Genomic DNA, 11,627 nt, shown 5'->3' on the forward strand with positions numbered 1-11,627 from the left:
GGCTTCGAGCCGTACATACTCAATCAATCAAGGAATCAAGATGGCAGAAGAACGTGCACCGCGGGGTCGTGATCGCGACCGTAACCGCGAAGAGAAAGTCGACGATGGCATGATCGAAAAGCTGGTCGCGGTCAATCGCGTCAGCAAGACGGTCAAGGGCGGTCGTCAGTTCACCTTCACCGCGCTGACCGTGGTCGGCGATGGTCTGGGCAAGGTCGGTTTCGGTTACGGCAAGGCGCGCGAAGTGCCGGTCGCCATCCAGAAGTCGATGGAGCAGGCGCGCAAGAACCTGGCCACCGTCGATCTGAACAACGGTACCTTGTGGCATGCCGTCAAGTCCGGCCATGGCGCAGCACGCGTGTACATGCAGCCGGCCTCGGAAGGTACGGGCGTCATCGCCGGCGGCGCCATGCGCGCTGTGCTGGAAGCGGTTGGCGTCAAGAACGTGCTGGCCAAGGCGGTTGGTTCGCGTAACCCGATCAACCTGGTCCGTGCAACCCTGAAGGGTCTGTCGGAAGTGCAGTCGCCGGCGCGTGTTGCGGCCAAGCGCGGCAAGAAGGTGGAGGAGCTCAACCATGGCTAAGGACACCAACAAGACCGTGACGGTGCGCCTGGTGCGTGGCCTGCGTGGAACCCAGTCGCGTCACCGCCTGTCGGTGCGTGCGTTGGGCCTGAATAAGCTCAACGATGTGCGTGAACTGAAGGACAGCCCGCAGGTTCGCGGCCTGATCAACACCGTTCACTACCTCGTCAAGGTTGAGGACTAATCCCATGACTTTGCATCTCAATGACCTCAAGCCCGCCGACGGCGCCCGCACCGAGCGCACCCGCGTCGGCCGTGGCATCGGCTCCGGCCTTGGCAAGACCTGTGGCCGCGGCCACAAGGGTTCGTTCGCGCGCAAGGGCGGCGGCAAGATCAAGGCCGGCTTCGAAGGCGGCCAGACCCCGATGCAGCGCCGTCTGCCGAAGATCGGTTTCCGTTCCAAGATGGCGCGTGACAGTGCCGAAGTGTTGTCCTACCAGCTGGACAAGCTGGAAGCCGGTGAGATCGACTTTGCAGCGCTGCGTGCGGCCAATCTGGTCCCGAGCCGCGCCAAGAAGGCGAAGATCGTGCTGAAGGGTGAGCTGAGCAAGAAGTTCGTGCTGAAGGGCGTGGCTGCAAGTGCAGGCGCCAAGGCAGCAATCGAAGCTGCCGGCGGCAGCGTAGAGGAGTAATCGGCAGATGGCGCAGGCTGGCATTGGTAACCTCGGTGGCGGGCTCGGCAAGTTCACGGAACTTCGCCAGCGGCTGCTGTTCGTCCTCGGGGCATTGATCGTCTATCGCATCGGCTGCTATGTGCCGGTGCCTGGCGTGAATCCCGATGCCATGCTTTCGTTGATGCAGGCGCAGGGCGGCGGCATCGTGGACATGTTCAACATGTTCTCGGGCGGCGCCCTGCACCGTTTCAGTATTTTTGCGTTGAACGTGATGCCGTACATCTCGGCATCGATCGTGATCCAGTTGGCCACGCACATCTTTCCCGCCCTCAAGGCGATGCAGAAGGAAGGCGAATCCGGCCGACGCAAGATCACCCAGTATTCGCGCATCGGTGCGGTGCTTCTGGCAGTGGTGCAGGGCGGTAGTATCGCGCTGGCACTGCAGAATCAGACCGCGCCCGGTGGTGCTCCGGTGGTGTATGCGCCGGGCATGGGCTTCGTGCTCACCGCAGTGATCGCGCTGACCGCCGGCACCATCTTCCTGATGTGGGTGGGCGAGCAGGTCACCGAGCGTGGCATCGGCAACGGCGTGTCGCTGATCATCTTCGCCGGCATCGTGGCAGGCCTTCCGTCGGCGGCGATCCAGACCGTCGAGGCCTTCCGCGAAGGCAATCTAAGCTTCATTTCACTGCTGCTGATCGTCATCACCATTCTGGCCTTCACGCTGTTTGTGGTGTTCGTCGAACGCGGGCAGCGACGTATCACGGTCAACTACGCGCGTCGCCAGGGCGGTCGCAATGCGTACATGAACCAGACATCGTTCCTGCCGCTGAAGCTCAATATGGCAGGCGTGATTCCGCCGATCTTCGCCTCCAGCATCCTCGCCTTCCCGGCGACGCTGTCGATGTGGTCCGGTCAGGCGGCGTCCGGCAGCGGCGTGGGCTCCTGGCTGCAGAAGATCGCCAATGCGCTCGGGCCGGGCGAGCCGGTGCACATGCTGGTGTTTGCGGCACTGATCATCGGCTTTGCGTTCTTCTACACCGCGCTGGTGTTCAACTCGCAGGAAACCGCTGACAACCTCAAGAAGTCGGGCGCGCTGATTCCGGGCATCCGCCCTGGCAAGGCGACGGCGGATTATGTGGACGGCGTGCTGACACGTCTGACCGCAGCGGGTTCGTTGTATCTGGTGATCGTCTGCCTGCTGCCGGAAATCATGCGTACGCAGCTGGGCACCTCGTTCCACTTCGGTGGTACGTCGTTGCTGATCGCCGTGGTGGTGGTGATGGACTTCATTGCGCAGATCCAGGCGCATCTGATGTCGCATCAGTACGAGAGCCTGCTGAAGAAGGCCAACCTCAAGGGTGGCTCGCGCGGCGGTCTGGCGCGCAGTTAAGTCTCGCGGGCGGTTAGGTGGTACACTAGATCTTCATTGCGTGAAGACGGCCTGGTTCCCGGGCCATGATCTTCCGATCAGAAGGGCGGCTCGCGCGACGTCTCGCGCGCGGGTGTGACGAGGTGGTCCTGTGCGGGAGTAGTACAGGCGATTCGGAGCAGTTTTCTGGATCAACATCGTCCGGCGCCGGAGCGAGGGCACACTCCCCACGCCGGGTCCATGGAACTTTTGGTTCCACGGGCTTCAAAGCAATCCGAGGCCTTGCTACAATTCCGAGTTTACTTTTGATCCATCCTGCCGGATGGCGCCTGGGCGCTGTCGGGCCATCACTCAGTTGGAGAATCGCGTCATGGCGCGTATTGCAGGCGTCAACCTGCCAGCCCAGAAGCACGTCTGGGTCGGGTTGCAAAGCATCTACGGCATCGGCCGTACCCGTTCGAAGAAGCTCTGCGAATCCGCAGGCGTTACCTCGACCACGAAGATTCGTGATCTGTCCGAACCCGAAATCGAGCGCCTGCGCGCCGAAGTCGGCAAGTATGTCGTCGAAGGCGACCTGCGCCGCGAAATCGGTATCGCGATCAAGCGACTGATGGACCTGGGCTGCTATCGCGGTCTGCGTCATCGCCGTGGTCTCCCGCTGCGTGGTCAGCGCACCCGTACCAACGCCCGCACCCGTAAGGGTCCGCGCAAGGCGATCAGGAAGTAAGGGATAGATCATGGCAAAGCCAGCAGAAAAGAAAACGAAGAAGAAGATCAAGCGCGTCATCACTGATGGCGTCGCCCACGTCCACGCTTCGTTCAACAACACCATCGTCACCATCACCGATCGCCAGGGCAATGCGCTGTCGTGGGCTACGTCCGGCGGCGCCGGCTTCCGTGGTTCGCGCAAGTCGACCCCGTTCGCTGCTCAGGTTGCCGCCGAAAAGGCTGGCCGCGCTGCGCTCGATTACGGCGTGAAGTCGCTGGAAGTACGTATCAAGGGTCCGGGTCCGGGCCGTGAGTCGGCCGTGCGTTCGTTGAACAACGTGGGCTACAAGATCACCAACATCATCGACGTGACGCCAATCCCGCACAACGGGTGCCGTCCGCCGAAGAAGCGTCGCGTCTAAAGGGAGCGATAAGAAATGGCTCGTTATATCGGTCCTACCTGTAAGCTCGCCCGCCGCGAAGGCGCCGATCTTTCCCTCAAGAGCCCGGCGCGTGCGCTGGACTCCAAGTGCAAGCTTGAGCAGAAGCCCGGCCAACACGGCGCGGCTCGCAAAGGCAAGCTCTCCGACTACGCTACCCAGCTGCGTGAAAAGCAGAAGGTCAAGCGCATCTACGGGTTGCTGGAGCGTCAGTTCCGCAACTACTACAAGAAGGCCTCGACCAAGAAGGGCAACACCGGCGAGAACCTGCTGCAGTTGCTGGAAACCCGTCTGGACAACGTCTGCTACCGCATGGGCTTTGCCGTTACCCGTCCGGCCGCGCGCCAGCTGGTGTCGCACCGTGGCGTGCTGGTCAATGGCAAGTCGGTGAATCTGGCGTCGTACCAGATCAAGGCTGGCGATGCGATCACGCTGTCGGAAAAGGCACAGAAGCAGCTCCGCGTGCAGGAAGCCCTGACCGTGGCTGAGCAGCACGACATGACGCCGTCGTGGGTCGAAGTCGATTCGAAGAAGTTCAGCGGCGTGTTCAAGGCCGTTCCGGATCGCGCTGACCTGCCTTCGGATATCAACGAAGCGCTGATCGTCGAGTTGTATTCGAAGTAATTCACATTGGAGAGCCTCCGGCACCGCCGGAGGTTCGCAGGAGACCCCGCAACATGACGGTTACCGCCAACCAGGTTCTGCGCCCCCGTGGTCCGCAGATCGAACGTCTTACCGACAATCGCGCAAAGGTCGTGATCGAGCCCTTGGAGCGCGGTTACGGGCACACGCTGGGCAATGCCCTGCGTCGTGTGCTGTTGTCGTCGATCCCGGGTTTTGCGATCACCGAGGTCGAGATCGACGGCGTGCTGCACGAGTACACCACGGTCGAAGGGCTGCAGGAAGACGTGCTTGACGTCCTGCTCAACCTGAAAGACGTGGCGATTCGTATGCATAGTGGCGACAGCGCGACGCTGTCGTTGTCCAAGCAGGGTCCGGGTACGGTCACTGCGGCCGACATCAGGACCGATCACAACGTCGAGATCATCAACGGCGACCATGTGATCTGCCACCTGACCAAGGACACGGCGCTGAACATGCGCCTGAAGATCGAGCGTGGTTTCGGCTATCAGCCGGCTGCTGCGCGTCGTCGTCCGGACGAAGAGACCCGCACCATCGGTCGTCTGATGCTGGATGCGTCGTTCTCGCCGGTGCGTCGCGTTGCCTATGCCGTGGAAGCTGCGCGCGTTGAACAGCGCACCGACCTCGACAAGCTGGTGATCGATATCGAGACCAACGGCACCATCGATGCCGAGGAAGCCGTGCGCACCGCCGCCGACATCCTCAGCGATCAGCTGTCGGTGTTCGGCGATTTCACCCACCGCGATCGCGGTGCGGCCAAGCCGGCTGCCAGCGGCGTGGATCCGGTGCTGCTGCGCCCGATCGACGACCTCGAGCTGACCGTGCGTTCGGCCAACTGCCTGAAGGCCGAGAGCATCTACTACATCGGCGATCTGATCCAGAAGACCGAAGTGGAACTGCTCAAGACCCCGAATCTTGGCAAGAAGTCGCTGACCGAAATCAAGGAAGTGCTGGCACAGCGCGGCCTTGCACTGGGCATGAAGCTGGAGAACTGGCCGCCGGCCGGTGTCGCCCAGCACGGCATGCTTGGTTAATGCATCATCCGCATGGGCGTCTTCGGGCGCCCATGCTGTTTTTACATCGACGGGCCAAAGCCCGCGGTGACATCCGGTCAAAGGACGGCCGGCTCGGACCAACCGCAGTCCATTCAACAGCGCCAGGATGGCGACAACGTCTCTCAAAGCAGTCTCAACATTCCTTAGGAAATCACACTCATGCGTCACCAGAAATCTGGCCGTAAGTTCAATCGCACCAGCGCGCACCGCGAAGCCATGTTCCGCAATATGGCCGCCTCGCTGTTCAAGCACGAGCTGATCAAGACCACCTTGCCGAAGGCCAAGGAACTGCGTCGCGTCGCCGAGCCGCTGATCACCATCGGCAAAGTCGATGGCGTTGCCAACCGTCGTCTGGCGTTTGCCCGCCTGCGCGACAAGGAAGCGGTGGGCAAGCTGTTCGTCGAACTGGGCCCGCGTTATGCGACCCGTCCCGGCGGCTACCTGCGCATCCTGAAGGCCGGCTTCCGTGCCGGTGACAATGCGCCGATGGCCTATGTCGAGCTGGTCGACCGTCCGGTCGTCGCCGAGGAAGTGGCCGAGTAATCGGTTCGCCATTCGCAAGGATCTTGAAAAGCCCGGCTAGCGCCGGGCTTTTTCATTGCAGGCCCCCGAGCCGGGCCTGTCGCCTTGGCGTCGATGTCACAGCCGCAATGCAGTGCAGCGACTTGCAGGGTTCAACCATCGCCAAGCGGCCTGCTGCGACGGTGGCTGCGTCAGGGCTGCATCGCCAACATGCAGGGTGGCGCGTGGCGGGCGATAGGCATGGCTGGACGGGACTTCGCGCCGCAACCTGCCCGATGCAGGCATCCGTGGTCACCGCGGCGGCGATGGCTGATAATCGGACATTCGATCCTAGGCAAGCGGTAGCGATGAATCCATTTCGTTGGGGTTTCCGGGCGCAGTTTTTGCTGGGCTTTCTTGGATGCGCAGGATTGCTTGCCTATGCGATCTATGTGCAGCTGCATCTTGGTCTGGAGCCATGCCCGCTCTGCATCTTCCAGCGGATCGCCTTTGCGGCGCTGGCGGTGTTGTTTCTGCTGGGCGCGTTGCATGGGCCGCGCGCCGCGGGCACGCGTAAGGTCTATGGCGTGCTGAGTTTCCTGGCTGCCGGTGTGGGCATGGGCATCGCGGCGCGGCATGTCTGGGTGCAGATCCGGCCCAAGGACATGATGTCGTCGTGCGGGCCGCCGTTGAGCTTCCTGAGCGAGACGATGGGGCCGTTCGAAGTGTTCCGCACGGTACTGACCGGCACCGGCGACTGCGGCAACATCGATTGGCGCTTCCTGGGCCTGAGCATGCCGATGTGGAGCATGCTCTGGTTCGTGGGCCTGGCACTGTGGGCGCTGTATGCCGGGTTCAGGCAGCGTGGTCCGCGCAAACTGTTCTGATCGTTCCGTTCCGGCACTGGCCGGCGCCCACGCTTTCTGGAGTTCACGATGTCCGCTTCCCCTCATTCGTCCGTCAACCAGGCAGACCAGTGGTCGCCGCAGAGTTGGCGGCAGCGGCCGGCGCTGCAGATGCCGGTGTACCCGGATGCCGTTGCGTTGGAGCACACCCTGGGTGAATTGCGGCAGTTGCCGCCGCTGGTGACCTCCTGGGAAATCTTCGCGCTCAAGCGCCAGCTGGCCGAGGCGCAGGAGGGCAAGCGCTTCCTGCTGCAGGGCGGAGATTGCGCCGAAAATTTCAGCGATTGCGAATCGGGCACGATTTCCAACCGCCTGAAGGTGCTGCTGCAAATGAGCCTGGTGCTGGTGCACGGCCTGCACCTGCCGGTGGTACGGGTCGGGCGCTTTGCCGGGCAGTACGCCAAGCCGCGCTCGGCCGATACCGAAACCCGCGATGGGGTGACCTTGCCGAGCTACCGCGGCGATGTGATCAACGCACCCGCCTTCACCGAAGCGGCACGCGTGCCGGATCCGCAGCGCATGATCACCGCGCATTCGCGCTCGGCGATGACGATGAATTTCGTGCGGGCCCTGATCGACGGCGGCTTTGCCGACCTGCACCATCCCGAATACTGGAATCTGGACTGGGTGGGCTATTCGCCGCTGGCTGCGGACTACCAGAAGATGGTGGCGTCGATCGGCGATGCGGTGCGCTTCATGGAAACCCTGTCCGGCGCGGAGGTCTACAACCTCAATCGCATCGACTTCTACACCTCGCACGAGGCGTTGCTGCTGCCGTACGAGGAGGGCCTGACCCGCCAGGTGCCGCGTCAGTGGGGCTGGTTCAACCTGAGCACGCATTACCCGTGGATCGGCATGCGCACCGCCGCGCTGGATGGCGCGCATGTGGAATATCTGCGTGGGGTACGCAACCCGATTGCGATCAAGGTGGGGCCGTCGGTGCAGCCGGATCAGCTGCTGCGTCTGATCGATGTGCTCAATCCGGAAGACGAACCTGGCCGCCTCAGCTTCATCCACCGCATGGGGGCGGCGCAGATCGCCGAAAAGTTGCCGCCGCTGCTGGAGGCGGTCAGGCGCGACGGGCGTCGGGTGTTGTGGGTGTGCGATGCGATGCACGGCAATACCGAAAGTACCGGCAATGGCTACAAGACACGGCGTTTCGACAATATCCGCAGCGAGGTCGAGTTGTCGTTCGATCTGCACGCGGCAGCCGGGACGCGGCTGGGCGGGGTGCATCTGGAACTCACCGGCGAAGATGTCACCGAATGTACCGGTGGCGCGCGCGAGTTGACCGAGCGCGATCTGGAACGCGCCTACCGTTCCAGCGTGGATCCACGCCTGAACTACGAGCAGTCGCTGGAAATCGCAATGGCAATCGTGCGCAAGCAACAGCAGGTGGCAGCGCAGCCGCTGGGCGGGTGAGGCCGCCGTGCGCATGACGTGATACTCATGCCGCGTGCGGCATGCTGTTGCAGCCATCCCTCTTTCCCCCCACAGGAGGAACGGTTTGACTGCCGATTGGAACGTCATCCGCGAATACGCAATCCCGCTTGGTGCCTCGCTGCTGGCGGGCATCGTCACCTGGTCGCTGATGCTGTGGCTGTTTCGCCGCATGCAGGGCCGCGACTACCGCCGCGCACGCATCATCCGCGTGGTCACGCTGCCGGCTGCCTTCATCCTGCCGCTGCTGTTTCTGGGCATCGCCACCGAAGCGACGCCACTGGCCGGCAAGACGCTGGCAGCGGTACAGCATCTGCTGCACGTCGGCATCGTCGGTTGCGTGACCTGGTTGTTCGTGCGTGCGGTCGCCGCTGGCGAGATGGCGATCCTGCGCAGCAATCCGATCGAGGTGTCCGACAACCTCACCGCCCGGCGCATCCAGACCCAGACACGCGTGCTGAGCCGGGTGGTGATGGGCGCGGTGATCCTGCTCGGCATCTCGGTGGTGCTGCTTGGCTTCGAACAGGTGCGCCAGATCGGCAAGACGCTGCTGGCCTCGGCCGGCATCATCGGGCTGGTGGCCGGTATCGCGGCCAAGCCGGTGTTCGGCAACCTGATCGCCGGCCTGCAGATCGCCCTGACCCAGCCGATCCGGCTGGACGATGTGGTGATCGTGGAAGGCGAATGGGGCCGCATCGAGGAGATCGGCAGCTCGTACGTGGTGGTGCGGATCTGGGACGAGCGACGGATGGTGGTGCCGCTCACCTGGTTCATCGAAAACCCGTTCCAGAACTGGACACGCAGCAGCGCCGACCTGCTCGGCACCGCATTCCTGTGGCTGGACTACCGCACCCCGATCGCGGCGGTGCGTGCCGAGCTGGAGCGCATCTGCAAGAGCGAGCCGCTCTGGGATGGGCGGGTCTGCGTGACCCAGGTGACCGAAACCAGCGAGAGCACGATCCAGGTGCGTCTGCTGGTGAGTGCGCGCAATTCCGGCGATGCGTTCGACCTGCGCTGCATCAGCCGCGAGCGCATGATCGACTTCCTGACCCGCGAGCACCCGTACGCCTTGCCGCGAATCCGTGCCGAAATCGCCGCGCAGGAAAAGCCGCCCCTGCGCGCGGCCGCGCCGATCGCCCCGGAGAGCGTGCGCTCGCCCGGTGCCGAAGACGGCGAGCCTGCGACTACGGTGTAGCTGCAGGCGGTGCTGCGGGTGACGCGCCTGGTGCCGCCGGCGCATAGCTGGGCGCGAACCGCGCCTTGCTGCGCTGCTCGTACGCGTAGGCCAGTTCGATCAGGCGTGGCTCGCTCCAGGCGCTGCCCATGAACAACAGGCCCAGCGGCAGGCCCTGGGTCTGGCCCATCGGCACGCTCAGGCTGGGATAACCGGCCACCGCGGCCGCACCGTAGCCGGCACCGGGAAAGGTGTCGCCCTTGACCAGGTCGGTGACCCAGGCGGCACCGGTGGTGGGCACGATCAGCGCATCCAGGCGATCGGCCTGCAATGCGGCATCGATGCCTTCCGGCCCGGCCAGCCGTCTGGCCGTGGCGCGGGCGGTGAGATACGCGGCATCGTCGAGCCCGGGCGCGGCCTGTGCCTGCTCGAACAGTTCCTGGCCGAAGTAAGGCATCTCGCGCTGCGCGTGGCTGCGGTTGAAGGCGATCACCTGCTCCAGGCTCGACACCGGGGCGGCGCGGCTGCGCAGATACGCGTTCAGGCCGGCCTTGAACTCGACCAGCAAGACCGTCTGTTCGGCAGCATCCCACTGGCCATCGGTCGCCAGGCGGGTTTCGATCACGGTGGCGCCGGCCGCGCGCAGGGTCTGCACGGCGCGGTCCAAGGCGGCGGCGATCGCGGGATCCTCGCGCAGAGGATTGCGCAGCAGGCCCAGGCGCGCCCCGCGCAGGCCATCGGGCTTGAGGTGTGCCAGGTAGTTCGGGGTGGGCGCAGGCGCAGTGCGCGTGGCCGGATCCTGCGGGTCGGGCGCGGCGATCGCCTGCAGCACGGCGGCAGCATCGGCGACGCTGCGCGTCATCGGGCCGGCGGTGTCCTGGCTGGCCGAGATCGGAATGATGCCATCGCGGCTGACCAGGCCCACGGTCGGCTTGAGCCCGACCAGACCGTTCACCGAGGCCGGGCAGGTGATGCTGCCGTCGGTCTCGGTGCCGATACCGACGGTGGCCAGGCTGGCGGCGATCGCCGCGCCGGTGCCGGCGCTGGAGCCGCAGGGGTTGCGATCCAGCGCGTAAGGGTTGCGGGTCAGACCACCGCGTGCACTCCAGCCGGAACTCGACTTGGTGGAGCGGAAATTGGCCCATTCGCTCAGATTGGTCTTGCCCAGGATCACTGCGCCGGCCGTGCGCAGGCGTTGCACCACAAAGGCGTCGCGGCCTGGCCTGAAATCGGCAAGCGCCAGCGAACCGGCGCTGTTGACCATCGGCAGCGCATCGATGTTGTCCTTGAGCAACACCGGAATGCCGTGCAGGGGCCCGCGCACATGGCCGGCGCGGCGTTCGGCGTCCAGTGCGCGTGCGTCGGCTTCGGCTTGCGGGTTGAGTTCGATCACCGCATTGAGGGTGGGGCCGGCGCGATCGATGGTCGCCACGCGGCGCAGGTACGCGCGGGTCAGATCCAGGCTGCTGGTCTCGCCGGACGCCATGCGTGCCTGCAGGCCAACGACGTCGGCATCGCTCAGAGCGTCTTGCCTGGCAGCGGCTGCATGGGCATCGGCAGGCGCCAGGCCGTCATCGGCATGCGCACAGCCGCACAGCGCCAGCAGTAGCGCGAAGGACAAGGTGGTGGATCGCATGGGTGGTCTTCCCCGGAGGACTGTTTGCAGGCTAACGGCGCTGCGTCGGGGTGACAACGTGTATGAGGTGCCCGCAGACGGGCAGGGTGCGTCAGTGCCGCCGGCGCTTGATCAGGTCGCGTGCCAGCACGCCGACCACGATCAGATTGATTGCCAGCACGCCCCAGGCGGTCCAGCCGGGATGGCGGACGATGGCGTAGATATCGAAAGGCAGATAGATGGCCGCCGACAGGCAGCCCAGCAGCGACGCCCAGGCCTTGGCACGCCACAGACCCCAGGCTTCCACGACGTGCAGCAGGCCGTAGGCCAGCATTGCGGCTGCGGCCAGATGGACGGCGTCGGGACTGATGGTCTTGAGCAACGACGGCAGTGCGCCGTGGTCGGGATCCAGATTGAAGCGGCGGATCAGCGTGCTGACCGCGTTCTGCAGCGGGAGCGGGCCCAGAATTTCCAGGCCCGTCGCCGCCAACAGCGCAAGCGCCCCCTTGACCGTCTCCAGCAAGGCGATCACATGCAGTCCCGGATGCGCGCGCGGATCCGGGCTGTAGGGCGTGTTG

The 11,627-nt window shown here is 64.4% G+C and carries 14 protein-coding genes; 12 read left to right on the top strand and 2 right to left on the bottom strand.

All coding sequences use genetic code 11. From position 1 onward, the window contains the following. Positions 1 to 40 precede the first annotated feature (40 nt). The 12 genes from rpsE to EO170_RS02990 all read left to right on the top strand — a co-directional run bounded on the left by rpsE (position 41) and on the right by EO170_RS02990 (position 9,455). Complete coding sequence (rpsE, locus tag EO170_RS02935) at positions 41 to 583, top strand: 30S ribosomal protein S5 (RefSeq protein ID WP_003486682.1); 543 nt, start codon at positions 41 to 43, stop codon at positions 581 to 583. After that, positions 576 to 767, top strand: coding sequence for a 50S ribosomal protein L30 (gene rpmD, locus EO170_RS02940; RefSeq protein WP_104582267.1), 192 nt, complete (start codon positions 576 to 578; stop codon positions 765 to 767). Before rpsE ends, rpmD begins: the two co-directional genes overlap by 8 nt. Before the next feature lie 4 nt (positions 768 to 771). Beyond that, positions 772 to 1,215 (top strand): 50S ribosomal protein L15, encoded by a 444-nt coding sequence (gene rplO / locus EO170_RS02945; RefSeq protein ID WP_016900650.1) that lies wholly within the window; start codon positions 772 to 774, stop codon positions 1,213 to 1,215. A 7-nt stretch (positions 1,216 to 1,222) separates the two neighbouring features. Then, on the top strand, positions 1,223 to 2,590 hold the full coding sequence (gene secY / locus EO170_RS02950; protein ID WP_016900648.1) for a preprotein translocase subunit SecY: 1,368 nt from the start codon (positions 1,223 to 1,225) through the stop codon (positions 2,588 to 2,590). A 349-nt stretch (positions 2,591 to 2,939) separates the two neighbouring features. Further along, positions 2,940 to 3,296 carry a 30S ribosomal protein S13 gene (gene rpsM, locus EO170_RS02955; protein ID WP_003486672.1) on the top strand — a complete coding sequence of 119 codons (357 nt, stop codon included), beginning with the start codon at positions 2,940 to 2,942 and terminating at the stop codon, positions 3,294 to 3,296. Between the two features lie 10 nt (positions 3,297 to 3,306). Beyond that, positions 3,307 to 3,699, top strand: a complete 393-nt coding sequence (gene rpsK, locus EO170_RS02960; protein ID WP_003486671.1) for a 30S ribosomal protein S11 — start codon at positions 3,307 to 3,309, stop codon at positions 3,697 to 3,699. A gap of 15 nt (positions 3,700 to 3,714) precedes the next feature. After that, a complete protein-coding gene (gene rpsD / locus EO170_RS02965; RefSeq protein WP_002811641.1) occupies positions 3,715 to 4,341 on the top strand; it encodes a 30S ribosomal protein S4 in 627 nt (208 codons plus the stop codon). A gap of 53 nt (positions 4,342 to 4,394) precedes the next feature. Beyond that, on the top strand, positions 4,395 to 5,393 hold the full coding sequence (gene rpoA / locus EO170_RS02970; protein ID WP_002811635.1) for a DNA-directed RNA polymerase subunit alpha: 999 nt from the start codon (positions 4,395 to 4,397) through the stop codon (positions 5,391 to 5,393). 180 nt (positions 5,394 to 5,573) lie between these two features. After that, on the top strand, positions 5,574 to 5,957 hold the full coding sequence (rplQ, locus tag EO170_RS02975; RefSeq protein ID WP_003486665.1) for a 50S ribosomal protein L17: 384 nt from the start codon (positions 5,574 to 5,576) through the stop codon (positions 5,955 to 5,957). Positions 5,958 to 6,283: 326 nt separating this feature from the next. Further along, a complete protein-coding gene (locus EO170_RS02980) occupies positions 6,284 to 6,802 on the top strand; it encodes a disulfide bond formation protein B (RefSeq protein ID WP_115676249.1) in 519 nt (172 codons plus the stop codon). A gap of 48 nt (positions 6,803 to 6,850) precedes the next feature. Continuing rightward, the gene (locus EO170_RS02985; RefSeq protein ID WP_104582269.1) at positions 6,851 to 8,242 is read left to right on the top strand and encodes a 3-deoxy-7-phosphoheptulonate synthase class II; all 1,392 of its coding nucleotides are present in this window, start codon (positions 6,851 to 6,853) and stop codon (positions 8,240 to 8,242) included. Positions 8,243 to 8,327: 85 nt separating this feature from the next. Continuing rightward, a complete protein-coding gene (locus EO170_RS02990) occupies positions 8,328 to 9,455 on the top strand; it encodes a mechanosensitive ion channel family protein (RefSeq protein ID WP_104582270.1) in 1,128 nt (375 codons plus the stop codon). On the opposite strand, the gene EO170_RS02995 is transcribed toward EO170_RS02990, so the two are convergent. Both EO170_RS02995 and EO170_RS03000 read right to left on the bottom strand, forming a co-directional pair. After that, complete coding sequence (locus EO170_RS02995) at positions 9,445 to 11,055, bottom strand: amidase (RefSeq protein ID WP_206513972.1); 1,611 nt, start codon at positions 11,053 to 11,055, stop codon at positions 9,445 to 9,447. The genes EO170_RS02990 and EO170_RS02995 overlap by 11 nt on opposite strands. A gap of 106 nt (positions 11,056 to 11,161) precedes the next feature. Beyond that, positions 11,162 to 11,581, bottom strand: coding sequence for a DUF2127 domain-containing protein (locus EO170_RS03000; RefSeq protein WP_180708129.1), 420 nt, complete (start codon positions 11,579 to 11,581; stop codon positions 11,162 to 11,164). Between the last annotated feature and the right edge of the window lie 46 nt (positions 11,582 to 11,627).

The sequence above is a fragment of the Xanthomonas sp. BRIP62409 genome (assembly GCF_003992965.1).
GTDB lineage: Bacteria > Pseudomonadota > Gammaproteobacteria > Xanthomonadales > Xanthomonadaceae > Xanthomonas > Xanthomonas euroxanthea.